Raw genomic sequence first — 25,813 nt, forward strand, 5'->3', positions numbered from 1 at the left:
CAATCGTTGAAAAATTAGTAAATTATACAATTTTAATTGTATAGATGGACTTATAAAGTGTCAACCCATTGAGAATAAGGATTCAGCACACCTAGAAGCCGAGCCGGCAATCTGCATGCATAGAGAAAAGCCACAAAGCATATTGCTTCGCGGCTTCGGATCCTCTTTTTTATTCCTCTTCGTCAATCAGAAGATTAAACTCTTCCGGCTCTTCGTCTTTATTGGCGGCAATCGTATAAGTTGCTGCTGCCATGCCATAAGATTCGCGGATTTTGTTTGAAATTTCGTTGCGGATTTCCGGATTTGCAAGCAAGAACTGCTTCACATTTTCACGGCCTTGTCCAATGCGCTCGTCATTATAAGAATACCAAGATCCACTCTTCTGGATGATTTCAAGATCTGATCCGATATCCACGATTTCACCTTCGCGGGAAATCCCTTTACCGTACATGATATCGAGTTCAGCTGTACGGAACGGCGGAGCTACCTTGTTTTTCACAATCTTAATTTTCGTTCTGTTACCGATAATTTCAGCACCTGATTTCAATGCCTCAGCACGGCGCACTTCCAAACGGACAGATGAATAGAATTTCAAAGCACGTCCGCCTGGTGTTGTTTCCGGGTTACCGAACATAACGCCGATCTTTTCACGAATCTGGTTAATGAAAATAACGATCGTGTTTGACTTGTTGATAACGCCTGACAATTTACGAAGGGCTTGGGACATCAAACGTGCCTGCAACCCCATATGGGAGTCGCCCATTTCGCCTTCGATTTCCGCTTTTGGCACCAATGCCGCAACAGAATCGACGACTACGATATCAACAGCGCCGCTTCGTACAAGCGCTTCAGCGATTTCCAATGCTTGCTCCCCTGTGTCCGGCTGAGACAAGAGCAGCTCATCAATATTAACGCCAAGATTTTTTGCATAAACTGGATCTAATGCATGCTCAGCATCGATAAATGCAGCTGTTCCGCCTGTCGCTTGAACTTCTGCGATAGCATGAAGGGAAACTGTCGTTTTACCTGAACTTTCAGGTCCATATATTTCAATAACACGCCCGCGCGGATATCCGCCTATTCCTAGTGCCGTATCAAGTGCCAATGAACCACTCGAAACCGATGATACATTACGGTCGCTTTTCTCGCCTAATTTCATTACAGATCCTTTACCGAACTGCTTTTCTATACTTTTTAACGCCATGTCTAACGCTGCTTTACGATCGCTCAAAAGAAATCCTCCTCTAATTAAAACCAATTTTTCTACCTGTCTCTAGTATACTTGCTCATTGAGAAATACGCAAGGAAAATGCGAACGTTTATTCGTGTTCGCATCTTAAAAATGATTTTTGATCGGCTTATACAGCTCATTTTCCCTTTTTGAGCATAAAAAAACACGCAAAATTAAATTTTGCGTGCATTTCCGTCAGTCAGTGTTCGTATTATATACGACAGCGCCAATTTCACTGCTCTGAGACGGTTCGTGTTGCGCATCCCGGACAATTGCAGCCGGTAGGCTCTCGTTTCTTCTTCTGTTGAAATCCCGACCCATACAGTCCCGGCAGGCTGGTCGCCATGAGCGTCCGGACCTGCAGCCCCCGTTAAACTGACACTGATGTCCGTGTTGAATTTCATGCGGACCGCTTCAGCCATCGCAATAGCGGTTTCTTCACTGACAACACCGTACTCGGCAAGCAGTTCACTTGAAATGCCCAATTGGCTGATTTTCATTTCTTCATTATAGGTGATGACGCCGCCAGCGAGCGCTGAACTGGCTCCTGCTACAGCAGCCAATTCAGATTGGAATAGCCCGGCAGTCAAACTCTCGGCAGCTGAGATTGTCTTCTGCTGTTCGCGAAGCAACTCAATCGCTTTCGAAGCCAGCGAATCGTTGTCATAACCGTACAAATAGTCGCCTGCACGCTCAAGAAGAGATGCTTTCGCCTCTTCTATCAACTTCCAAGCCTGCTCTTCTGTATTGGTCTTCGCTGTAATACGCAGCGTTACTTCCCCGTCAGAAGCAAGCGGAGCGATAGTCGGATTCGTCTGCTGCTCCAGAATATCTTGGATGCGGTCTTCAAGTTCCGCTTCTCCGATGCCGTAAAAACGCAAAACATGTGAAACAATGACGTCAGCTTGGTTCAGCATTTTCGCAAGTTTCGGTTTCGCTTCATACTGGAACATCGGCTCCATTTCTTTAGGAGGCCCTGGCAATAGCATATACGTATGCGTTTCGGTTTTGTAAAGCATCCCGGGTGCCATTCCGTGGTTATTGACCAATACGTCGCTGTCTTTTAAAACCAATGCCTGCTTTTTATTGTTTTCCGTCATTGCTCTCCCAGCCCGTTCGAAAAAAGCCACAATGGAATCAAGCGCTTCCTGGTCCATGTCTAAAGTTGTCCCCAAATGGCGGGCAATCGTTTCCTTCGTCAAATCATCTTTCGTCGGTCCTAAGCCGCCAGTGAAAATGATTAAATCTGCACGGCTTTCGGCAATTTTGATTGTTTCTTTCAAACGCTCTGAATTGTCCCCGACTACCGTATGGTAATATACATTAATTCCAAGCTCTGCTAAATGGTTCGATAAAAAGCGGGCATTTGAATTTGTAATCTGCCCGAGCAGCAGTTCAGATCCTACAGCAATAATTTCAGCATTCATCCAGCTTCACCCCTTGAACGTTTTTTGAAAACTCTTATTTAGAAGCCATCAAGCCTTTGCGGTTGGCATAGAAATAATCCCAGCCTGACCATATAGTGAAAATCAATGCAATATAGAGCATGATTTCGCCAAATGGCACACCCATCAGAACAAAGATGGTATCGTGGAGCAATAATGCTGAAATCGCTAGGATCTGTGCCGTGGTTTTAATTTTGCCTAAGCTCCCGGCAGCGACCACTTCACCTTCACCAGCAAGCACTAACCGCAATCCTGTAACAGCAAACTCACGGCTGATGATGAGGATGACAATCCATGATGCAGCGAAGCCAAGCTCCACTAAGATGATCAAAGCTGCCGACACCAGCAGTTTATCTGCAAGCGGATCCAAAAATTTGCCGAAGGTCGTGACAAGATTGTACTTTCTCGCATAATATCCGTCAATCCAGTCGGTCAATGATGCAATGATGAAAATCAGCCCTCCGATAAAATGAGAAACCGGCATTTCTGCACCGAATAACGTCATCGTACCCCAATTAAAATCGACTAGCATGATCAACATGAATATCGGGATCAATAATATCCTCGATATCGTAATACGGTTTGGAATATTCATTTGTTTGCCCCTTTCCTTTCTCAAGAAAAATAGCCATCAAAAGATGGCTATTCTGCGTCCGTAAATTGAATAACAATATTTTGTGTGATCAAGTCTTGCGTATATTCAATCGGTTCGCCATTTACAGTAAGTTTAACATTCGAGCTCGCTCCAAGCCTTACACGCACTTGTGCAACACCTGAAACGTCTATCGTTTCACTGTCGCTCGCCTGCATTGTACGTGCTGGCTGCATCAACTCCTGCTGATTCGGGCCAGTAGCCGACACCCAAGACGGGCCGCTCGCTTCAATTTTCAATTCCCGTGTAGCCGGACCTTGCCAAGCAAACGTAGTCGTTTCTCCTTCGGTACCTACTACAGAAATGCTGGTTTCCGGTTCTGCAGGTTCCTCTGGCTCTTCAGCCGGGACTTCTTCCGGTTCTTCCTCAGCTGGCGGCGCTTCTTCATCTCCACCGTTAGGTTCTTCGTACGGAACGCCTTCTTCATCTGTCGCATCTTCCAATGGATCATTGGTTGCCAAATTATTATAAAAGAAAATAACAACTGCTAATATGACAACAATAAATAAAGCGACAATCACTTTTGGCATAATTTCGCCAAGGCCATTAGAAGAACTTTTTGCTAAAGTTTGGCGCCGGGAAGGAGTTGGCGGCGTAAGCGTCGGCCGAACTTCCTCTTTCACTGAAACCGGAACCTCGGATTTATGCTGCTCGAGCAATTCATCCGAATTCAATCCTACCGCTTCCGCGTATTGTTTAATGAACGCACGAACATAAAAAGGTCCGGGCATCATGCTATGATTGCCTTCTTCAATTCCCGCTAAATAGCGTTTTTGTATCTTTGTCACATCCTGTAAATCTTCCAAACTGTACCCTTTGGCGATTCTCGCCTCTTTCAACCGAGTACCTAATTCACTCAATACGATCACCTGCCCACTTAAAAGTTAAATCCGCCGAACATATCCGCTTGATTTTGGTCGCCCATGAAGTGGTTTTTTTCCAACACTTCATATGTAATCTTTTCTTCTGGATGATGGCGCAATTCGATAATATAATCGAAATCTTCGATGCTGTACTCAGATTGCTGGACAAACATATCGGGATGTTCCACAACTTTAATCGTTGGCATGCGCATCATTTCTCGAACCAGCTGCATATGGCGCTCATCTCCGGAACGGCGTGTGACGATGCCGTCCAGTATGAAGATATTATTCGCGTTATGCTCATCTCCCATCAACTGATTTCTCACTGTCTGCTTGATCATCGTTGAAGATAGGAAAATCCATTTTTTATTAGCACTTACACTCGCTGCGACGATCGATTCCGTTTTTCCAACCCTCGGCATTCCGCGCAAACCGACTAATTTATGGCCTTCCTGCTTGAAAATTTCAGCCATAAAATCTACTAATAATCCGAGCTCATCACGGACAAAACGAAATGTCTTGCGATCATCCGCATCTCTTTGTATATAACGGCCATGGCGAACTGCTAAAATATCACGGAGTTTCGGTTCACGGAATTTCTTCACTGCAATTGTCTCGATAGTGGAAACAATCTGTTCGAAGCGTTCCAATTGAACATCATGCTCTGCGCGCAAAAGCATTCCTCGCCTGCCTTGGTCTACGCCATTGATGGTAACGATATTTACTCTGAGCATACCAAGGAGAGAAGCTATATCCCCTAATAAACCCGGACGATTCACTTGAATTTCGTATTCAAAATACCATTCTCTCATTCATCATCCGACCTTTCATTGTCAATATTTGACCAAAAAGTTCCTAACTCTTATGATAGCTGATTTACTGCACTAAGAAAAGGGGCAATAAGAAAGGAGTTGGCCCAAAACCTATGGGAACAACTCCTCTCTAATGAAGCTAACGGAGCAACTAGATGGATAATTAAGTAAAATTTAAAAAGCTGCCACTTACATATGCCATCCACCGTTTACCCGGAGAACTTGTCCTGTCATATAATCCGCTTTGCCGTTCACTAAAAAGTCGACCGCATCAGCTACATGGCGAGGCAACCCTAATCCGAGCGGAATTTCCTCTTGTATCATAGTGAGTTCTTCTTCTGTAAAATTCTCATTCATTTTGGTTTGAATGAAACCAGGAGAAATTGCATTTACCCGTGTACCGGAAGCGGCCATTTCTTTGGCATAGGCTTTGACAAATGCCAATTGCGCCCCTTTTACAGAAGAATAGACGGTTTCAAGAGCAGCCCCTATCTCCCCCCATATAGACGAGATAAAGACGACATAAGTTGCCGGATAGCGATGAAAATAAGGTGAAATTCTGCGGATTGCCGAAATCGGATTTTTGACATGGACATTCCACAAAGCTTCCATTTCTGCATCTTCCGTATCAATCAACATTTTCTGCAAGGCATGGCCGCTCGCTACAATGATGCAAGCGGCATCATAAACTTGAGTTGCCAGCCGCTCCGCCCCGTCTGTACGGGTGAAATCGGCTTGTACAGCAATAAACTCCTGCTTTGTAAATTTCCTGCTCAGTTCTTCCACAAGCCCATTTACGGGAGTGGAGTTCCAGTGGAGATAAAGTGACCAGCCATCACCCGCCAGTTGATTGGCGATCGCTTCGCCAATTGCTCCGGAAGCTCCCATTATGACGGCAAATCGTTTCACTTGCCATCCTTCTTCGGCGGCACAATGGTAAAGGTCGAACGCTGGCTGTCTAAGCTCACTGTTGCAAAAGCGGCTTGCAGATCCGGCACTTCTATTTCTTCGAGCATTGGTACAACATCAAATAAATTCATATCGTTGAAGGCATACCGCGTGAATTGGTTAGCGATAAATTCAGGCGAATTTAATGCTCTCAGGAAAAAGCCAATTTTCTTGCGGCGGATCCGGTCAAGATCTGCTTGTCCGAATGGCCATTTTTCCATTGCTTGATCGAGTGTATGGTTGATTTCTCTTATTAGTTTCTCGGGTTCGTTTGTATCAGAACCGATCAACGCATAGCCAAAACCGTTTTCGAGTGAATAATCAAATGAATAGGACTCATCGATTAAATTGCTTTCGTAAGCATGATGGTAGAAGTCTGAAGTACGCCCGAACAGCAATTCGAAAGCTAGTTCAGCCGCCAACTCGTGCTTCAGCATCGCTTTTCCGGAGTAATCGAGCACTTCCGGCTTAATGCCGACAAAGATTTTCGGTTTTTGCACGCTCATTTCAAGCGTCCGTTCTTTGATCGCCACTTCAATCGGCTCTTCCGGATAAATCCGTTTGATTTCTTTCGGCTCTTCAAAGGTCTTTTGGTCCTGATTCGCTTTGATGAATTCCATCATTTGCTCCGGATCCACAGCCCCGACAACGAACAGCACCATATTAGATGGATGGTAGAACGTGTTGTAGCATGTGTATAAATGTTCCGCTGTAATATCCTGGATGGAATCGACTGTCCCGGCAATATCAATTTTCACCGGGTGGTTCTTATACAGGTTTTCAATCATGCCGAAATACAAACGCCAGTCCGGCTGATCGTCGTACATCGTGATTTCCTGTGCGATAATGCCTTTTTCCTTTTCCACCGTTTTCTCCGTGAAATATGGGCTTTGGACAAAATCCAGCAGCGTTTCAACATTTTCATTGATTTGACCGGTCGCAGAGAACAGATAAGCGGTACGGGTAAAGGAAGTGAACGCATTGGCAGAAGCACCTTGTTTACTGAATTGCTGAAAGATATCGCCGTCTTCTTTTTCAAACATTTTATGCTCTAAGAAATGGGCAATGCCGTCCGGCACTTTAATCGGCTCTTCTTCACCATAAGGCACAAAATGATTGTCGATTGAACCATACTTGGTCGTGAACGTTGCAAATGTCTTTGAAAACCCTTTTTTCGGCAAAATATATACTTCAAGCCCGTTGGCCAGTTTTTCATGGTACAGCGTTTCATCTAATTGTTCAAATTGAACTTTATTCAACTGAATCGTCCTCCTTGCCAGCTAGGAAATACGTCATTTCCAATGATAATAGTTGAGCCGCTTCGGCAATATCCTCTTTAGTCACAGCATTCCATTTAGAGATCAAATAATCAGGTTCAAATGCTTTATCGAGTTCCATGTATTGATCGTAAATGTCAATTTGGCCTCTTGCTGAATCCAAAGCTTCTTTTAATTGATTGATCAAAAGCGCTTTCGTCTGATCCAGTTCTACGTCCGAAATATTGGCTCTTTTCACTTCTTCCAATTGTTCAAGTATGAGCTTCACAGCTTTGCCTTCCAGTTTCGAATCAATGCCGGCAAGCACGAACATCAAACCGAACTGCGAAGCGTACGAACTTGAAACATAGTAAGCCATGCTTTCTTTCTCTCGGATATTGACGAATAATTTCGAATGGGCATATCCGCCAAGAACTCCATTCATCAATTGCATAACCGGGAACTTTTCGTCGCGGAAAGTAATCGGCGTAAAGAAAGCCATGTGCAATTTCCCTTGTTTCATGTCTTCGTATTCGATAACCCGTGAAGTTTCAGGAGAGGTCAATTGAGTTGACGGCCCTTCCACTGCCTGTTCGCGGTCTTCGAAATGGAAGTATTCCTTTATATAGGAAGCAATCATGCCCGGCTTGATGTCGCCGACCACATAAATTTCAATTTCATTATTGTTCAATAATGTTTGGTATTCTTTCAGCAGCTGATCGTTCGTCACTTTTTCCAATTCTTCCAGCGAACCATTCGCTTGGATGGAAGCAGGATGCCCTGGCAATGCAAGTTCCATCATACGCTGCTGCGCGTAGCGGGTTTTCTCATCAAAGATTGACTCAATCCGTTCTTTAATCGTCTGCTTTTCACGCAGGAAAATGGATTCTTTGAAAAGCCCGTTTTCCATATTCGGCTTGAACAGAACGACATACATCAAGTTCAGGACTTTTTCCAATACCCCTTCTTCGGATAAATACTGGTCGTTCACCGTTTCTACATTCAAAGTCACGATGTGTTCATTGCCCCGTTTAGAAGAATCTATGTAGAGGGATGTGCCGTACAAATCGTCCAGCACCATGCGCAGCGCCGTATGAGATGGATACACCTCATTGCTGTGCTGAAGCACATTTGCCAAAATGGAACGGGCAGATGCCTTTTCAGGTGTTAGGCGATCCTTGAATTTAAAAGAAAAATTTATCGTCTTAAATTGAGTTGTTTCATTTACGTGGACATTCACGCCTTTTGCGATATTAATAGATTGAAACATCAGTAAATCCCCTCTCAGCTTTCTTATTCTAACTATACCGAACCCCTGGAACTAAATGCAAATAATGAAGAATTCCCTTGGGGCCAAAATAAAAAAGAACCGCCTCTTGGGCGATTCTTTTTTATCATTAGCGCTGCCCTTTGATATAAGGGATTCCGTTCGCTTTCGGCGCATTTGCACGGCCGATGAAGCCAGCTAGAGCAAAAATAGTCAAAACGTATGGAAGAATCAGCAAGAAGACATTCGGGATGTCTTGAATAACAGGAATGGACGAACTGGCGATACTCAATGCTTGGGCTAAACCAAAGAATAAAGCGGCCCCCATTGCACCAAGCGGATGCCATTTACCGAAAATCATTGCAGCGAGTGCCATGAACCCTTGTCCATTGATAGTTGCATGCCCGAAATCTCCGGAAATCGTCTGTGCATAGATCGCACCGCCGATTCCAGCTAGTGCACCTGAAATCATAACGGCAATATAACGCATTCTGTTTACATTGATCCCCATCGTATCTGCAGCCATTGGATGTTCCCCGACTGAACGGAGGCGCAAGCCGAACGGCGTTTTATAGATGACAAACCAGGCAATGATGGCAATGATGATTGCCAAGAAAGAAGTATTATAAATTTTCGTGAAGAACATCGGCCCGATAAACGGGATGTCCGACAACACCGGGAAATCATAGCGCGTAAAACGCTCCGTGATGAAATCCGTCTGCCCTTTTCCGAAGATCTTCTTAACAAGGTAAAGAGACAAAGCGATTGCCAGCAAGTTGATGGCAACACCTGAAACCGTTTGGTCCGCACGGAAAGAAATAGAAGCGACCGCGTGAACCAATGAAAGCAAGAGCGCTGCAACCATGGCAGCGATTAACGCAATCCAAGGAGTCGCATTGCCGAAAGTATCCGCAAATAATAAGTTGAACAAAATGCCTACGAATGCGCCAATGACCATCAAACCTTCGAGGCCGATATTAATAACGCCCGATCGCTCGGAAAACACACCGCCGATTGCAACTAAAATAAGCGGAGCTGCATAAAATATCGCTGAAGGAACGATGAAATACAAAACTTCCAAGAAACTCATATTACTTCGCCTCCTTCTTCTTAGCCGCGCGCAGCAGGAATAGACGAATGATATACCCTGATGCTACAAAGAAAATAATCACGGCAATTACAATTTCTACAATTTCAAGCGGAATGCCCGCAGCATTCGGCATGTTGAGTGCTCCATATTTCAAAGAACCGAATAGAGTTGCTCCGAAAATGACGCCGAGCGGAGTATTCATTCCAAGCAAGGCTACAGCGATACCATCAAAACCGATACCCGTAAATCCAGCTTTAGAAGATACATATTCGAACGTTCCAAGAGCTTCCATTGCACCGCCAAGGCCGGCAAATGCCCCTGAAATAACCATTGCTAAAATGATGTTTTTGTTTACATTCATTCCGGCGTATTGAGAAGCGTTGTGGTTGAAACCTACCGCTTTCAACTCAAAACCAAGTGTGGTTTTTTCGAGAATGAACCACATCACCCCAACCATCACTAGGGCAATGACGATGCCGAAATGCAGACGGGAGAATTCAGTCAAGTTCTCAAGGAACTCTGACCGCAAAGATGCACTGGCGAAAATGGATTCTGTTCGGTCTCCGCCGCCAGATACTGTTTTAATCAACGCATTCGTTGTATGAAGTGCAATATAGTTCATCATAATCGTTACGATAACTTCATGCACATGGAATTTCGCTTTTAAGAGACCCGGAATGAATCCCCAAATCGCTCCTGCTGCTGCCGCTGCTAAAATCGCTAGCGGCAAATGGATAATCATTGGCAATTCAACAGCTACTCCGACGTACGCGGCAGCGAACCATCCAACGATCAATTGCCCTTCAACACCGATATTGAACAAGCCCGAACGGAAAGCAAATGCTACCGCAAGCCCTGCAAGTAAATACGGCGTGATTTGGCGGATTGTTTCTCCGATTGTGTATAGGTCACCGAAAATCCCGTTCCATAAAGCGGCATAGCCCTCGATCGGATTATAGCCACTGACCAACATGATAATTGCTCCGACTATTAAACCGAGAATTACGGAAATGACGGGGACCAGTATATTTGTTGCTTTAGTCGACATGCTGATCCTCCTTATGTTCAGAACCCCGAACGGCATGCCCTGCCATCAGCAAGCCCAGTTCCTGTTCTGTCGTTTCTTCTGGAAGCACCGTATCCACAATTTCACCGTCATGGATAACGGCAATACGGTCGGATACGTTCATGACTTCGTCCAATTCGAACGAGATCAAAAGGACTGCTTTTCCATTATCCCGCTGTTCAATCAAACGGCTATGGATAAACTCGATTGCCCCTACGTCTAAACCACGCGTCGGCAATGCCGCAATCAACAATTCCGGATTCCGGTCAACTTCACGGCCGATAATCGCTTTTTGCTGGTTACCGCCTGATAATGCCCGTGCAGGTTCATGCGGTCCTTGAGTACGGACATCATACGCTGCAATAATAGCTTTCGCTTTTTCATCAATCTTGTTGTAATCGATGATGCCATTTTTTGAAATCGGCTGTTGATAATAAGTTTGCAATGAAATATTATGCCCGATTGGGAAATCCAACACTAAACCGTGTTTATGCCGATCCTGAGGAATATGGCCAACACCCGCTTCAGTTACTTTACGCGGTTTTAATCCGGTAATGTTCTTGCCGTGAAGCGAAATTGTTCCGCTCTTCACTTTGCGCAGCCCCGTGATCGCTTCAATCAATTCCGACTGTCCATTTCCGTCTATACCGGCAATTCCGACAATTTCACCTGCACGGACATCCAAGTTCAGCTTTTTGACTTTTGCTACCCCGCGGTAATCGTCAACTACTAAATCTTTGACGCTTAGAATGTTCTCTTTAGGAGAAGCTGGGCTTTTTACTGTTTTAAATTCAACTTGGCGGCCGACCATTAATGAAGCCAGTTCTTGCGGATTGGTCTCAGCCGTAATGACTGTTCCTATGCCTTGCCCTTTTCTGATAACGGTTACGCGATCCGAAACATCCATGATTTCTTTTAGTTTATGCGTAATCAAAATGATGGATTTACCTTCCGCGATCAAGCGTTTCATAATTTGGATCAATTCTGTAATTTCTTGAGGCGTCAAGGAAGCAGTCGGCTCATCGAAAATCAAAATTTCTGCACCGCGGTACAAAGTTTTTAAAATTTCGACACGTTGCTGCATGCCAACCGAAATATCTTCGATGATTGCATATGGATCGACATTCAACCCGTATTGTTCAGATAGGGCTTGAACTTTTTTGGCTGCGTCTTTTTTGTTGGTCACCCCGTATTTAGTAGGTTCACTGCCCAGGATGATGTTTTCTGTTACCGAGAAATTCTCGACTAGCATAAAGTGCTGGTGCACCATGCCGATTCCTAAATCATTTGCTACGTTCGGGTCTGAAATGTCCACTTTTTCTCCGCGGACCCGGATTTCGCCGCCTTCAGGCTGGTATAGCCCGAACAGCACGTTCATTAAAGTTGATTTTCCTGCTCCATTCTCTCCCAATAACGCATGAATTTCGCCTTTTTTGAGTTGAAGCGTTATATTGTCATTGGCAACGAATGTCCCAAATTCTTTGCGAATATTGAGCATCTCGATTACATATTCCATTGTTTTCACTCCTTCGAAAACTGGTAACTTAAAATTTTTAAAATTAATACATGAAAGGCTTTTACTTAGAAAAGCCTTTCATCTAATAATTCATTAAAAATAGGCGAAAAAAAATCATAAAGGCCGGCAAGACCGGCCTTTATGATGACCGTATTGAGTAATGCTTAGTTTTCTAGAGTTTCAGGAACGACGATTTCGCCGCTTGCGATTTTCTCTTTGTACTCATCAATTTTAGCCATAACGTCTTCTGAGATTGCTCCGCGTGAATCCGCAAGGCCAACACCGTCTTCAGCCAAACCGTAAGTCAATGTTTCGCCGCCAGGGAAGTTTCCTTCCATTGCTTGAGTTGAGATATCGATTACCGCTTGGTCTACACCTTTAAGAACTGAAGTAAGTGTTACGTTTGCATCGCCAACTTGACCTTCGTCGTATTGGTCAGCATCTACACCGATAACCCAGATGTTCGTATCTGGATCAGCTTCTTTGCGTTCTTTTGCTTCCGTGAATACACCGTTTCCTGTTCCGCCAGCTGCGTGGAATACGATATCCGCTCCAGCAGAGTACATGCGGTTAGCAGTTGTTTTACCTAATTCCGCTTTATCAAAAGCACCTGTATATTGTACATCGACTTCAACTGCAGGATCTGCAGCTTCAACGCCCGCTAGAAATCCAGCTTCAAAACGCTCGATTACCGGAATTTCCATTCCGCCAACGAAACCGATCTTGCCAGTTTCTGTCATAAGAGCTGCAGCTACACCCGCAAGGAATGCACCTTCTTGCTCTTTGAACAATACGCTAGCTACGTTTGGAGCATCTACAACAGCATCGATAATTGCGATTTGAGCGTCCGGCTGCTGTTCAGCAATTTCTTTTACAGCGCCTTCCATCAAGAACCCAATTCCATAAACGACGTCGAAGTCACGACGGATCAAGTTGTTTAAGTTCGTATTATAGTCTGCATCAGAAGCCGACTGAAGATAGTCAAATCCGCCGTCTCCTTTTTCAAGGCCGTTTTCTTCACCAAATTCTTGGATACCTTCCCAAGCTGATTGGTTGAATGATTTATCATCCACACCGCCGACATCTGTAACCATAGCTACTGAGAAGTCGCTTGTTTCTTCTGAACTTCCGCCGTCGCCAGATCCAGCGTCACCGTTTGAAGTATCTTCGTCGCTGCCACACGCGGCAAGTATCGTTCCCGCTGCAAGCATTAAAGATAGACCTAGACCAAATTTACGTTTCGTCAATGTAATAACCCCCTGAGGTATGTTTGATATTAGCAGGAATTTGCCGTTTTACACACGTTTTCGAACTACATGAAAACTAAACTTATCAGCTCTGAAGTAATTCTTTGAGTAAAGCACCACACGATCGTCCTCATCGTAATGGAGCTGTTTTAACACCAATAATGCTGTTTCCGGATCGCATTCAAGAATCGGGGATGCATCTTCATGATACCCGATTGGATCGATGAATGTGACCGCATAGGCAATGCGGGTTTCTCCGGACTCTTCTATCGCTGAGAAGATCGAGCTTTCTTTGCGCCCGAGAAAATCAGCCGGCAGGTATGCCGCTGGCACTTTGTCGATGCAATAGACGACAGGTTCACCATTTGCTGTTCGGACGCGTTCAATAGTTATTATGGATTCATCGGCATCGCAATGAAAGCGTTTTATATCCTCTTCGGACGACAAGCTTTTCCCAGTGCTTAAATAAATAACACCTGGTTCCATGCCCGCTTGGCGAATCATGTCGGAGACGCTTGTCAATTGTTCGATGCCTGAAGAAAATACAGGTTTTGGATTGACAAAAGTCCCGACGCCATGCCGCCTTACGATAATATTATCTTCTTCCAATAAACGCAGTGCTTCTCTTAAAGTCGCACGGCTGACGCCAAGTGATTTTGCAAGTTCGAATTCGGATGGCAACTTCTCTTTCTCTTTGTACAACCCGGCCGCAATATCTTGCTTCATTCGATCGATCACTTGGAGATACAACGCGCGATGATCCGATTTAATTGTCATAAGACTCACCACCAATGACAGAGATCAGACATCTGATGTAAAACATTCCTACTAATCAAAATTACTATAACACTTATTCTAAACGAAATAAATAGTCTTTTGTCGAATTTCGCGAATTTTCATTGCAAATATTTCATTCAATGTAATCAGATTGTCACAAAAGTTCTGACATTTCCTTAATATTCCTCCTGCTTTGGAACTAAAACAGTTCGCGGTTTGCTGCCTTCATAAGGTCCGACAACCCCGCGCTGTTCCATCTGGTCAATGATTCGAGCCGCTCTTGAGTAGCCGACTCGGAATCGCCGCTGCAGCATAGAAACCGAAGCCGTCTGCATTTCTGAAACCAATTGGACGGCTTCGTCATAAATTTCATCTGTCTCGTCGTCAATTGCCGTTTCTTCCACTTCGGACGGAATCATATCTTCCTGATATTGGGCTTTTTGCTGTTCAATGGCAAAGTCCACCACTTTTTCGACTTCCGAATCCGATAAGAACGCGCCTTGCACCCGAACCGGTTTTGATTGACCAGCTCCTAGGAACAGCATATCTCCTCGTCCCAGCAATTTCTCCGCTCCGCCCATATCCAAAATAGTGCGGGAATCTATCGCAGAAGAAACCGCAAAAGCAATTCGAGAGGGGATATTTGCTTTAATGACACCTGTAATAACGTTGACGCTTGGACGCTGTGTGGCAATAATCAAATGGATTCCTGCTGCACGTGCCATCTGCGCCAAACGAGTGATTGCGTCTTCTACCTCATTGGAAGCGACCATCATCAAATCCGCTAACTCGTCGACAATAACGACAATGAAAGGAAGTTTCGGATGCTTCTCTTCGTTCTCCTCATTGAAAATGCGTACATAATCGTTATAGCCTTCAATATTGCGCGTTCCGGTATGAGAGAATAATTCATAGCGCCGCTCCATTTCTGAAACGATTTTTTTCAACGCTTGAGCCGCTTTACGGGGATCCGTCACAACCGGCGCCAATAGATGGGGAATGCCGTTATAGACATTCAGCTCCACCATTTTCGGGTCAATCATCATCATTTTCACTTCATGCGGCTTTGCACGCATAATGATGCTTGTAATGATGCCGTTGATGCAGACAGACTTACCGCTCCCTGTAGAACCTGCTACTAATAAATGGGGCATTTTGTTCAATTGCGTCATTACGGCTTGTCCGGTTACATCGCGGCCGAGGCCGAAGAGCAATTTCGCATCCGGCTTGTTATTTTCTTCTGATTCCAGCACTTCACGCAGGCTGACAATGGCCACTTCCGAATTCGGCACTTCGATGCCGATGGCCGATTTCCCAGGGATTGGCGCTTCAATACGGATATCCCGGGCTGCCAGAGCAAGTGCCAAATCATCGTGCAAACTGACAATCTTGCTTACTTTTACACCTGTGTCCGGAAGCACTTCATATTTCGTCACTGCTGGCCCTAAATGGACTTGCGTCACTTTTGCACGCACCCCAAAGCTTTGGAAAGTTTTTTCAAGCTTCTTGGCGTTTTTCTGGATCCCTGCATATTCGCCGCTTTGGTCGCTGTGCGGCGGCAAGGTCAATAAATCGATCGGCGGAAGCTGGTATTCCTCATTTTCCATTTCTTCATGCGTGGACATGAGTTTAACTTCACCGTCATCTGAACTTTCAAGTTCCGCTTCAATCGGAGCCGCTTCAACTTTTTTCGGCTTTACATTTTCAGTAAATGCTGAAATGATCGGTTCTTCATGCACATCCGGGTAAACCGTTTCTTCTTCGTCGTATTCAAGCGCGTCATCGACTTCAATGACCTGTTCCGCCTGTTCTGTTTCTTCCAGTTTGGCCGCTTTTTTCCGCGGCGCTGCGATGCGCTTCGTTTTTGGCTGTTTCAAGCGAACCAATAAGCCATCAATTACCGGGCGCATGCTCGGAATTTTTTCTGCAATATAAGGCGCAGCTGTTTTCCCTGTTAAAATGATCGCCCCGATCGAAAGCAGAAGGATGGCAATAATCCATGTTCCGGCTGTATCGAACAGCACATGGAACAGCGCATATAAGAAACCGCCGAACAAACCGGCGCCGCTGGCATTATAGCTTTGCCAAATCGAACCCGTCAATTGGGTGGATTTAATCGTCTCGGATATCACATTATTGGACGTGAGCGGCAAAATGAAACCTGCTGCAAAGACCAGGTGGCAAATCAACGCTATCCCCGTCAAAATGAACAGCGAACTAACTGCCGTCTTTAGCCTTGGCTTTGGCCATCTCCGCCGCACCATGACGTGGATTGCTGTGAAGAGCAAAGCTAGCGGTATAAGAAACGCTAAGTTGCCCATTAAGAGTTCTGCCGTATTTAATAGCATTTTCCCGATAATCCCTAATTGGAACGCCATCAGTACCGCAAGTACAATCAATAGCAAACCGATGACTTCATAGCCAATAGGAGGAAACTGCTGTTTTTTCTTCGATGCCGGTTTTTTCTTTTTCTTGTTTCTTGCTGGAGTCCGCGGCATTTTGATCCCTCATTTCCTTCATTTTTGAAAAAAGCGCAAACTCCTTATCGGAGGTTTAAATCCGACTGAGAGCCGTAAAATTAACCTGCGCTAAAGCTAATTCCGTAAACATGGAAAAAGGATTTCCACCGTGTCAGACGGTTTGGAAATCCTTTCACTTTTACTTTCTTAATATTCCATAATAATCGGAATGATCATTGGGCGGCGCTTTGTCTGTTGGAATAAATAAGAATTCAATGTGTCGCGAATTTCCTGTTTAATATTATTCCATTCAAAAGCATCTTTAATGACGTATTTCTCGACTACTTTCCGTACTAACTGTGTAGATTCTTCCATTAATTGTTCCGATTCACGGACATAGACGAATCCTCTTGAAATCATCTCAGGACCTGATGCAATTTTCTTTTCTTTGCGGTTCAAGGTCACAACGACAATGAAAATCCCGTCTTGCGATAATAATTTGCGGTCGCGAAGGACAATATTGCCAACGTCTCCGATTCCAATGCCGTCAATCAGAACATTGCCGGCAGTGACGCGTCCGCTCATCCGGACTTTACCGTCTTTGTATTCGACGATATCGCCTTTATCTGCAATGAAAATGTCCGATTTGTGCATGCCGACTTGCTGTGCCAATTTAGAATGTGCAATTAACATTTTGTATTCGCCTTGGATGGGGATGAAATATTTTGGTTTCATCATGTTAAGCATCATTTTTAAATCTTCTTGGCTGCCGTGTCCGGATACATGGACTTTCTTGCTGGACGTTAAAACATTTGCTCCGGCTTTCGCCAATTTATTCATTGTTTGGAACATCGGCACTTCCATGCCCGGGGACGGTGTGAACGTAATTAAAACGGTATCCGTTTCTTTGATCTTCACATCTTTATGCTGTTTGCGGACCATTTTATCCAACGCCTCTAGAGGCTCGCCTTGATTCCCTGTTACAATGATGACCACTTCTTCATCATTGTAGTTTTCAAGGTCTTTCAATGAAATGACCGTATCTTCATGGACTGTCAAATAGCCTAAACGCAATCCTACTTCATAGCTGCTCTCCAAGCTTTTCCCAGCAACTGCGACTTTTTTGCCGGTTGCAAAGGCTGTATCGAAAACTTGTTGGATCCGTATGAAGTTCGATGAATACAAGGAAACGAGAATGCGCCCTTGAGCTGCGATAAACGCAGACAGCAAATGGTCTGCAATGACTGTTTCAGAAGTCGTATAGCCTGGGCGTTCCGCTTCTGTTGAATCAGAAAGCAGCATCAAGACGCCGTCTTCACCAAGTTTCGCCATTTTCGCGATATCTGGCTTGTAGCTGCCTTTAGCCGACTGATCAAATTTGAATTCCCCTGTATGGACGATAGCACCTTCAGATGTATGGAAGACAATACCTAAAGCATCCGGGATACTGTGCGTCGTATGGAAAAACGTCACATGGGTTTTATCGAAATTCATCCGGCTCTTGTTCGTTACTTCGAAGAACTTCACTTGTTTTAATGAACCCTGCTCTTTCACATGCTCTTTTGCCAAAGCGATCGTCAATTTTGATCCATAGACAGGAGCCTGTACTTTTTTCAGCAAGTACGCGATTGAACCGATGGCATCTTCATGCCCGTGTGTCAGGAAAATCCCTTTTACGCGGTCTTTGTTTTCTTCTAAAAACGTAATATCCGGGATAACGATATCGATGCCCAGCATTTCATCTTCCGGGAACATCAATCCGCTGTCTACGACAAATAGATCTTCATCAATTTCAATGACATACATTGCTTTTCCGATTTCACTGACTCCGCCGAGCGGAATAACTCTGATTACTTCATTTTTAACTTTACTCAAATTATTTCCTCCTAAAATTCACCCGTACACATCCATAGACTTTATTATACGGGAATCACTGGTAACAGTCCAAAGAAAAAAAATAAACCGAACGGCTGTCCGGTTTATATTCCCCCTATTTTTCTAAAGTAACCTTAGATGATTTCTTGTTCAATCATCGATTCGGCGATTTGAACCGAGTTCAAGGCTGCGCCTTTAATCAAGTTATCAGCAACTACCCATAAATGGAATCCGCACGGGTTATCCAAGTCTTGGCGCACTCTTCCCACAAATACTTCGTCTTTGCCGGCAGCCATTAGCGGCATCGGGTAAACCTGGTTGGAAGGATCGTCTAACAATACTACGCCAGGCGCATTGGCCAAAGCTTTTTTCACTTCGTCAACTGTCGGTGCGCCGGCCAGTTCGACGTATACTGATTCGGAGTGCCCTGTCACAACCGGTAAACGAACGCATGTAGCAGCTACTGATAAGTGAGCGTCATGCATGATCTTTTTCGTTTCGTTGATCATTTTCATTTCTTCAAACGTATAGCCATTGTCTGTAAACTGATCGATCTGCGGAATCGCATTGAAAGCGATCGGGAAATGCCGTTCGGCTGATTTTACAGGCAAGACCTTCGCTTCTGCATTCGGCGCATTTTCAAAGTCTGCAGCTTGGCCTTTCAACTCATTGATTGCTGCAAGACCCGCACCTGAAACAGCTTGATACGTGGACACGACCACTTTTGACAGACCGTATTGTTCTTTTAATGGCTGCAGCGCGCAGACCATCTGAATGGTTGAACAGTTCGGATTCGCAATAATGCCTTTATGTAAAGTTAAATCTTCCTTATTCACTTCTGGCACAACAAGCGGCACTTCTTTTTCCATACGAAAAGCGCTTGTATTATCGATGACGACTGCTCCGCGTTTCACTGCTTCCGGTGCAAATTTTTCAGAAATGCTTCCGCCGGCACTGAAAAGCGCAATATCGATTCCTTCGAAAGATTCCGGAACCGCTTCCTGGATAATATGTGTTTTTCCATTAAATTCGATTTCTTGGCCTGCTGAACGACTAGATGCTAAAAATACAATCTCTTTTACCGGGAAATTCCTTTTTTCCAGCTGTTCTTTCATCTGCTGTCCAACTGCTCCTGAGGCTCCCATAATTGCTACATTATACGTTTTCACAAAATTCGCTCCTTATTTGTTGATTGGCGTTATTGTACCATAATTCACCCTGATAAAGCAGTGAATTCCATACAAAAAAATGCTTCCTTAAGTTAAGGAAGCATTTTTTGACTGTATAATCGAAATGGCAGGATTCTCAGTCAATAAACTCATCAAGTTTTGAACTTTATCTGTAGACACTTGTTCAATCAATTGGGTAATTTCTTCATGTGATTGATGTCTTTGCAATAATAATTCGTTTTTTCCGTTGCGGCTCATCCGGGAGGACGTGCTTTCCAAACTAAGAATGACATTGCCTTTCAACTGCTCTTTTGTATCTTCGACTTCTTCACGAGTCAGGCCGTCCGTTTTAATGGCCGCCAGTGTATCTAAAATCACTTCCTGCAATTCCGGCATCTGTTCATTTGATGTGCCTCCGTAAATTGCTAAGGCCCCATGGTCTGAATAAGCGGAATGGTAGCTATAGATTGAATACGCAAGCCCTCGCTCTTCCCGAATTTCCTGGAATAGGCGCGAGGACATGGAACCGCCAATGACATTATTCAATACCGCTAAGTTAAAAATATCAGGATGCTGCATCGATAACCCCGGGTATCCTAGACAAAGATGGCCTTGCTCGGTCTCTTTATTTTTAAACGAGTGGCCTGCAGTAAAATCAGGCAGCAAGTAGTTTTTTGGCAGATTCGTTCTGTTAAATGCACCAAAAAGCTTCTCAATCAACCGGATCAATTCCGGCGTAATGTTCCCTGCTACCGAAATCACCGTATTTTGAGGAGTGTAATGGCGCTCCATGAAATCTTCGATCTTTTCTTTTGTGAAACTTTGCAGCGTCTGGACAGTACCGAGAATCGGCGCACCGATCGAATGGCGCGGATACATGACTTTCCACAATTGTTCATGGACATCGTCATCCGGCATATCTTCGGTCATGCTGATTTCTTCCAAGACAACTTGCCGCTCTTTATCAATCTCAACCGGATCCATTTTCGAATTGAAAAACATATCCGCGAGCACCGTCACCGCAAGTTCTGCATGATGGTCAAGCACTTTTGCATAATAGCAGGTGTATTCTTTTGATGTATAGGCGTTCATGTCACCGCCAATGCGGTCAAATTCCCGGGCAATCTGCTTTGCAGACCGTGTTTCAGTTCCTTTGAACAGCATATGTTCAATGAAATGCGTCAATCCATTTTCTTCCGGCAGTTCATCTCTCGAACCCGCATTCACAAAAACCCCGACGGCCACTGAACGGAAATGCGGAATCTTTTCATAAACGATCCGAAGCCCGTTTCCGCATACATGTGTATTTACCAAATTTAATTTCCCCCTCAGTTAAGAAAAGCGCCAGCGCTCTTTATACTTTAAAGCTTAAGATTAAACTTGCAGCTTTAAAATCCTGAGCGCTGATGCTTGGGTGCATCCTCGAATGATTCCATTCTTAACTATGCTGTCATTTGAAAAAAATTGCCAACATATGTTGGCAATTTCTTTTGAGTACTTATTGATTTTCTTTTTCAGCTGCTTCTTTTTCTTCTTTCAAGACCACTTTGCGTGAAAGGTTGACGCGTCCTTGACGGTCAATTTCAATGACCTTCACTTTGACGACTTGGTCCATTTTGAGGACATCTTCAACTTCCTTCGTCCGTTCTTCCTGAATTTCAGAAATGTGAAGAAGTCCGTCTTTGCCAGGGAATAGTTCGACAAAAGCACCGAATTTCTCAATGCGCTTCACTTTGCCTTCATAGTATTCTCCGACTTTCGCTTCACGTACAATATTTTCGATCATCGCTTTGGCTTTTGCGTTCATTTCTTCATCTACAGAAGAAATGAAGATTGTGCCGTCTTGCTCCGTATCGATCTTAACGCCAGTTTCATCAATAATTTTATTGATGACTTTACCGCCAGGTCCGATAACATCGCGGATCTTATCTGGATTGATCTTAACCATGATAATTTTCGGCGCGTACTTGGAAAGAGTCGTTCTTGGTTCAGCAATCGTCGCAAGCATCGATTCCAGGATGTGAATCCGTCCGATTTGCGCTTGTGTCAACGCTTCTTCCAAAATTTCACGGGATAAGCCGTCAATTTTAATATCCATTTGAAGCGCTGTGATCCCTTTTGCAGTGCCGGCCACTTTAAAGTCCATATCGCCAAGATGGTCTTCCATCCCTTGGATATCTGAAAGAACTGTATAGTTGTCGCCTTTTTTCACAAGGCCCATTGCGATACCTGCAACCGGAGCTTTCAAAGGTACACCCGCATCCATCATCGCAAGCGTTGATGCACAAATACTTGCCTGGGAAGTAGAACCGTTTGATTCCAATACTTCCGCAACAAGGCGGATTGTGTATGGGAAATCTTTTTCGTTTGGAATGACCGCTTCAAGCGCACGTTCGCCAAGTGCCCCGTGTCCGATTTCACGGCGTCCCGGCCCGCGAAGGAATCCAGTTTCACCTACTGAGAACAACGGGAAATTGTAATGGTGCATAAAGCGTTTTGTATCTTCAATGCCAAGGCCGTCGATGATTTGAACATCGCCTAAAGCGCCTAACGTACAAATGCTCATTGCTTGAGTTTGTCCACGTGTGAATAATCCAGAACCGTGTGTACGGTTCAAGATGCCCACTTCAGAAGATAATGGGCGGATTTCAGAAGGTGTACGGCCATCCGGACGGATTTTTTCGTCCGTGATCAGGCGGCGCACTTCGTCTTTGACCATTTTATCAAGAATTTGGCCGGCTTGTTTCTTAACAGCCTCATCCGATTCTTCATAAGCAGCTAAAGCGCGAGCTTTCACTTCATCAATCGCTTCATTGCGCGCTTGTTTTTCATTGATTTGGACTGCTGCATTCATTTCAGCTTCCACCGCTTCTTTAAGTGTAGCCGTCAATTCTGCGTCCAATTCATAAAGCTGGATTTCCGTTTTTTCTTTGCCGACTTCTGCAGCAATCTGTTCTTGGAAAGCGATCAATTTCTTGATTTCTTCATGGCCGAACATGATAGCTTCTAGAATAACGTCTTCTGAAACTTCTTTCGCTCCAGCTTCTACCATATTAATGGCATCTTTCGTACCAGCAACAGTCAAGTTGATCGAGCTTTGCTCAAGCTGTTCGTTTGTCGGGTTGATGATGTATTCGCCATCGATTAAACCGACGATGACACCTGCAATCGGTCCATCGAACGGAATATCCGAGATCATCAATGACAGCGAAGAACCGAACATAGCAGCCATTTCTGACGGGCAGTCCTGATCAACTGACATCACCATCGAAATCACTTGGACTTCGTTACGGAAACCATCTGGGAATAGCGGACGGATTGGACGGTCGATTAAACGGCTTGTCAAGGTCGCTTTTTCAGAAGGACGCCCTTCACGTTTAATGAATCCACCCGGTATTTTGCCGACTGCGTATAAACGCTCTTCATAGTTTACAGTCAATGGGAAGAAATCTAACGGTTTTGGCGTTTTTGATGCCGTTGCAGTAGAAAGCACTGCTGTATCGCCGTAACGGATTAAAGCAGCTCCGTTTGCTTGTTTTGCCAATTGGCCAACTTCAACTTGCAATTCGCGGCCGGCCCAATCGAATGAATAGACTTTTTTCGTTTGCTCCATAATCGAGCTCCTCTCTCTTACAATGTTTCACTATATGTATCCAATAGTCGTGTATCTAGTGTATCAAAAATCCATTCGGAGTGCGATTGAATGAGATAAATTTTATCCATAAAGAAAAAGCGGGACGAATCCCGCTTTTACTAATTGCTATTATCGGCGTAAGCCTAATTTTGAGATTAACTCGCGGTAGCGTGCTACATCGTTCTCGCGCAAGTATTTAAGCAAGTTACGACGGCGACCTACCATTTTGAATAGACCACGACGTGAGTGATGATCTTTCTTGTGAGTACGTAAGTGCTCGTTCAAGTTGTTGATGTCTTCTGTAAGAATGGCGATTTGAATTTCTGCAGACCCAGTATCAGTGTCATGCACTTTGTATTCATTGATCAATTCATTTTTACGTTCTTGAGTGATTGCCATACTGTTTCCACCTCCTAATTTCTAATATCCCCAATTACTGAGCAAACGTTGGTGATTCGATTTGCCAAGCAACGGTTCGTACGTTTTCAGTACTTTTAAATGATAGCATAAGACATTTCCAAAATCAACTCTGCGTCTTATTTCTCCTCGGCAAAGTATGCAATCGCCGTTTCTTTGTCTTTCTGGATTTGCGCCTTCAGTTCGTCGATGCCCGAGAATTTCTGTTCATCGCGGATGCGCAGCAGCCAATCTACATCTACCATCTCGCCATAAATATTCTTATCGAAATCGATGATGTAAACCTCAATGGTATTTTTCTTAATCTCTGGATTATTGAAAGTCGGTTTATAGCCTACATTGCATACACCGTTGTAAAATTGGCCCTGTACTTGGATCCTTACTGCATATACGCCGCGGCCAGGCACAAAAGTACCGATTTCCGGTTCCACGTTGGCCGTCGGAAATCCGATTGTTCTTCCGCGCTTATCCCCGTTCACAACCGTTCCGGAAATTCGGTACGGCCGGCCGAGGAGACCGCTCACTTCTTTAACATCTCCTGTTTTCAACAAGCTGCGGATGCGGGTGGAACTGATCTTTTCTTCAGCTTCCACTTGCTTTTCGATCGTCGTAACAGCAAAAAAACCTTCGCCTTTTTGTTGCATCGTCTCCATATTGCCTTTTCCTTTGCTGCCGAAAGAATAATCAAACCCTGCAGTGACATGGACCACATTCAAACCTTTAATGAAATGCTCAATAAATTCATCAGGGCTTAACTGTGCAAAATCCGATGTAAACCGGACAATGAAGCAAATATCCACGTTCATCGACTCAAGAATTTCCATTTTCTTTTGCAGCGGCGTGATATAAAAAACTTCTTCTTTTCTGCCGCCGAGAACCACCGAAGGATGCGGATCGAATGTCATAACCGCAGACTTGATATTCAATTTTTTCGCTTGGGCTATCGCTTCCCCAATTACACGCTGATGCCCTCTATGTACGCCGTCAAAAAATCCAAGCGCGAGCGATATAGGACCGAATGGCGCATCCGGTTCAATATGATTTGGATAACTTAAATGAATTATTTCCATCTTACACCTCATCCATCTTCGGATTACCGAACATTTTTTCAGGCTTCATTTTGTCCGCTTTTTCCGGGTGCCGCTTATAAAGTGCCAGCGGCTCGCCGCCTACAGTGAAAACAAGGAATTCATGTTCTTCCATTAACGGATGGCGGTTTAGAACTTGCCCATTTTTAACCGCAAAAAGATCTTTAGGATCTATTTCAAAAAATGGAAAGTTGCTAAGTCCGTAACTTAACGGTTTCAAAATTGTGCCGATAGCTCCATTTTGAGCAAGTTCCTCCACTTCGGCAAGTGTTTTGCAGTCTCTCGCATCAAATTTCCCGGAAGCCGTTCGTGTGAGTTTCGACATATGTGCCGGATACCCTAGCTTTTCCCCTATCTGAACGGCCAGTGTCCGGATATATGTTCCTTTTCCGCATTGGATGCGAATAGAGAATTTCAGCTCTTGGCCGCTCCACTGCTCATCTTCATCGAGCAGTTCGATAGAGTCAATGCGGACGATGCGTTTTGGCCGCTCGACAGGGATGCCTTGCCGCGCGTATTCATAGAGTTTTTTGCCATTCACTTTCACAGCAGAATACATCGGCGGAATTTGTGTAATTTCTCCTGTTAAGGATTCTAGCGCTTCAAGTAATTGCTTCCGTGTTAAAATCTTTTCTGAAGGATCGGATTCTACGAGCGCTCCGGTAGCATCTTCTGTTTCTGTCGAAAAGCCGATTGTCACTTCCGCTTCATATGTTTTGCCTTGATCCGTAATATATTCAGCCACTTTAGTGGCTCTGCCGATGCAGATCGGCAAGACTCCATCGACTTCAGGATCTAATGTTCCGGTATGTCCTACTTTTTTTGTTTTCAAGATTTTTCTTAATTTGAAAACACAATCGTGCGACGTCATGCCTTTTTCTTTCCATAATGGAAGCACTCCGTTTATAGCCATTACTTGCCAACCCCTTTTTTAATATGTATAAAAAAAGCCTGCTTATCTATAGTAGACAGCAGGCTTTTACTAAGCTTAGGCGGTCAAA

The 25,813-nt window shown here is 44.4% G+C and carries 21 protein-coding genes; all 21 read right to left on the reverse strand.

Features of this window, described 5'->3' with window-relative positions; translation table 11 throughout:
* Positions 1-169: 169 nt before the first annotated feature.
* The 21 genes from recA to truB all read right to left on the reverse strand — a co-directional run bounded on the left by recA (position 170) and on the right by truB (position 25,725).
* Positions 170-1,231 carry a recombinase RecA gene (recA, locus tag NFU07_RS02615; protein ID WP_285835926.1) on the reverse strand — a complete coding sequence of 354 codons (1,062 nt, stop codon included), beginning with the start codon at positions 1,229-1,231 and terminating at the stop codon, positions 170-172.
* A 173-nt stretch (positions 1,232-1,404) separates the two neighbouring features.
* Positions 1,405-2,658, reverse strand: a complete 1,254-nt coding sequence (locus NFU07_RS02620; protein ID WP_251474264.1) for a competence/damage-inducible protein A — start codon at positions 2,656-2,658, stop codon at positions 1,405-1,407.
* Between the two features lie 34 nt (positions 2,659-2,692).
* Positions 2,693-3,271, reverse strand: coding sequence for a CDP-diacylglycerol--glycerol-3-phosphate 3-phosphatidyltransferase (gene pgsA, locus NFU07_RS02625; RefSeq protein WP_251474280.1), 579 nt, complete (start codon positions 3,269-3,271; stop codon positions 2,693-2,695).
* A gap of 47 nt (positions 3,272-3,318) precedes the next feature.
* On the reverse strand, positions 3,319-4,188 hold the full coding sequence (locus NFU07_RS02630; protein WP_251474293.1) for a helix-turn-helix domain-containing protein: 870 nt from the start codon (positions 4,186-4,188) through the stop codon (positions 3,319-3,321).
* Positions 4,189-4,205: 17 nt separating this feature from the next.
* Complete coding sequence (locus NFU07_RS02635; protein ID WP_251474295.1) at positions 4,206-5,003, reverse strand: YmfK family protein; 798 nt, start codon at positions 5,001-5,003, stop codon at positions 4,206-4,208.
* Between the two features lie 189 nt (positions 5,004-5,192).
* Positions 5,193-5,912, reverse strand: coding sequence for an elongation factor P 5-aminopentanone reductase (gene ymfI, locus NFU07_RS02640; protein ID WP_251474297.1), 720 nt, complete (start codon positions 5,910-5,912; stop codon positions 5,193-5,195).
* Positions 5,909-7,210: an EF-P 5-aminopentanol modification-associated protein YfmH gene (gene yfmH / locus NFU07_RS02645; RefSeq protein WP_251474299.1), complete on the reverse strand. Its 1,302-nt coding sequence runs from the start codon at positions 7,208-7,210 to the stop codon at positions 5,909-5,911. Before yfmH ends, ymfI begins: the two co-directional genes overlap by 4 nt.
* Positions 7,203-8,477 (reverse strand): EF-P 5-aminopentanol modification-associated protein YfmF, encoded by a 1,275-nt coding sequence (gene yfmF, locus NFU07_RS02650; protein WP_251474302.1) that lies wholly within the window; start codon positions 8,475-8,477, stop codon positions 7,203-7,205. The genes yfmH and yfmF overlap by 8 nt, the downstream gene beginning before the upstream one ends.
* A 127-nt stretch (positions 8,478-8,604) precedes the next feature.
* Entirely contained in the window at positions 8,605-9,564 is a 960-nt protein-coding gene (locus tag NFU07_RS02655) for an ABC transporter permease (protein WP_251474304.1), read from the reverse strand.
* A 1-nt stretch (position 9,565) separates the two neighbouring features.
* Positions 9,566-10,612 (reverse strand): ABC transporter permease, encoded by a 1,047-nt coding sequence (locus NFU07_RS02660; protein WP_251474307.1) that lies wholly within the window; start codon positions 10,610-10,612, stop codon positions 9,566-9,568.
* Positions 10,602-12,146 (reverse strand): ABC transporter ATP-binding protein, encoded by a 1,545-nt coding sequence (locus NFU07_RS02665; protein WP_251474309.1) that lies wholly within the window; start codon positions 12,144-12,146, stop codon positions 10,602-10,604. Before NFU07_RS02665 ends, NFU07_RS02660 begins: the two co-directional genes overlap by 11 nt.
* A gap of 164 nt (positions 12,147-12,310) precedes the next feature.
* Positions 12,311-13,393, reverse strand: coding sequence for a BMP family lipoprotein (locus tag NFU07_RS02670; RefSeq protein ID WP_251474313.1), 1,083 nt, complete (start codon positions 13,391-13,393; stop codon positions 12,311-12,313).
* 48 nt (positions 13,394-13,441) lie between these two features.
* Positions 13,442-14,170, reverse strand: coding sequence for a GntR family transcriptional regulator (locus tag NFU07_RS02675; protein ID WP_251474316.1), 729 nt, complete (start codon positions 14,168-14,170; stop codon positions 13,442-13,444).
* A 176-nt stretch (positions 14,171-14,346) separates the two neighbouring features.
* Positions 14,347-16,668 (reverse strand): DNA translocase FtsK, encoded by a 2,322-nt coding sequence (locus tag NFU07_RS02680; RefSeq protein WP_251474318.1) that lies wholly within the window; start codon positions 16,666-16,668, stop codon positions 14,347-14,349.
* Between the two features lie 168 nt (positions 16,669-16,836).
* Positions 16,837-18,504, reverse strand: coding sequence for a ribonuclease J (locus NFU07_RS02685; RefSeq protein WP_251474320.1), 1,668 nt, complete (start codon positions 18,502-18,504; stop codon positions 16,837-16,839).
* Between the two features lie 134 nt (positions 18,505-18,638).
* A complete protein-coding gene (locus tag NFU07_RS02690; protein WP_285835927.1) occupies positions 18,639-19,673 on the reverse strand; it encodes an aspartate-semialdehyde dehydrogenase in 1,035 nt (344 codons plus the stop codon).
* An 87-nt stretch (positions 19,674-19,760) separates the two neighbouring features.
* Positions 19,761-20,987, reverse strand: a complete 1,227-nt coding sequence (locus NFU07_RS02695; protein WP_251474325.1) for a M16 family metallopeptidase — start codon at positions 20,985-20,987, stop codon at positions 19,761-19,763.
* 184 nt (positions 20,988-21,171) lie between these two features.
* A complete protein-coding gene (gene pnp / locus NFU07_RS02700; protein ID WP_251474329.1) occupies positions 21,172-23,286 on the reverse strand; it encodes a polyribonucleotide nucleotidyltransferase in 2,115 nt (704 codons plus the stop codon).
* Between the two features lie 150 nt (positions 23,287-23,436).
* Positions 23,437-23,706 (reverse strand): 30S ribosomal protein S15, encoded by a 270-nt coding sequence (gene rpsO, locus NFU07_RS02705; protein WP_052651293.1) that lies wholly within the window; start codon positions 23,704-23,706, stop codon positions 23,437-23,439.
* Between the two features lie 137 nt (positions 23,707-23,843).
* The gene (gene ribF, locus NFU07_RS02710; protein ID WP_251474331.1) at positions 23,844-24,794 is read right to left on the reverse strand and encodes a riboflavin biosynthesis protein RibF; all 951 of its coding nucleotides are present in this window, start codon (positions 24,792-24,794) and stop codon (positions 23,844-23,846) included.
* A gap of 1 nt (position 24,795) precedes the next feature.
* Entirely contained in the window at positions 24,796-25,725 is a 930-nt protein-coding gene (truB, locus tag NFU07_RS02715; protein ID WP_285835928.1) for a tRNA pseudouridine(55) synthase TruB, read from the reverse strand.
* Positions 25,726-25,813 lie beyond the last annotated feature (88 nt).

The organism is Planococcus sp. NCCP-2050, from assembly GCF_023708025.1.
Lineage (GTDB): Bacteria > Bacillota > Bacilli > Bacillales_A > Planococcaceae > Planococcus.

Bases quoted from the DNA above. Each gene is read 5' to 3' on its own strand.
- NFU07_RS02620 (WP_251474264.1), bottom strand. From the start codon at position 2,658: ATGAATGCTGAAATTATTGCTGTAGGATCTGAACTGCTGCTCGGGCAG.
- pgsA (WP_251474280.1), bottom strand. From the start codon at position 3,271: ATGAATATTCCAAACCGTATTACGATATCGAGGATATTATTGATCCCG.
- NFU07_RS02635 (WP_251474295.1), bottom strand. From the start codon at position 5,003: ATGAGAGAATGGTATTTTGAATACGAAATTCAAGTGAATCGTCCGGGT.
- yfmF (WP_251474302.1), bottom strand. From the start codon at position 8,477: ATGTTTCAATCTATTAATATCGCAAAAGGCGTGAATGTCCACGTAAAT.
- NFU07_RS02655 (WP_251474304.1), bottom strand. From the start codon at position 9,564: ATGAGTTTCTTGGAAGTTTTGTATTTCATCGTTCCTTCAGCGATATTT.
- NFU07_RS02660 (WP_251474307.1), bottom strand. From the start codon at position 10,612: ATGTCGACTAAAGCAACAAATATACTGGTCCCCGTCATTTCCGTAATT.
- NFU07_RS02665 (WP_251474309.1), bottom strand. From the start codon at position 12,146: ATGGAATATGTAATCGAGATGCTCAATATTCGCAAAGAATTTGGGACA.
- NFU07_RS02675 (WP_251474316.1), bottom strand. From the start codon at position 14,170: ATGACAATTAAATCGGATCATCGCGCGTTGTATCTCCAAGTGATCGAT.
- NFU07_RS02680 (WP_251474318.1), bottom strand. From the start codon at position 16,668: ATGCCGCGGACTCCAGCAAGAAACAAGAAAAAGAAAAAACCGGCATCG.
- pnp (WP_251474329.1), bottom strand. From the start codon at position 23,286: ATGGAGCAAACGAAAAAAGTCTATTCATTCGATTGGGCCGGCCGCGAA.
- rpsO (WP_052651293.1), bottom strand. From the start codon at position 23,706: ATGGCAATCACTCAAGAACGTAAAAATGAATTGATCAATGAATACAAA.
- ribF (WP_251474331.1), bottom strand. From the start codon at position 24,794: ATGGAAATAATTCATTTAAGTTATCCAAATCATATTGAACCGGATGCG.
- truB (WP_285835928.1), bottom strand. From the start codon at position 25,725: ATGGCTATAAACGGAGTGCTTCCATTATGGAAAGAAAAAGGCATGACG.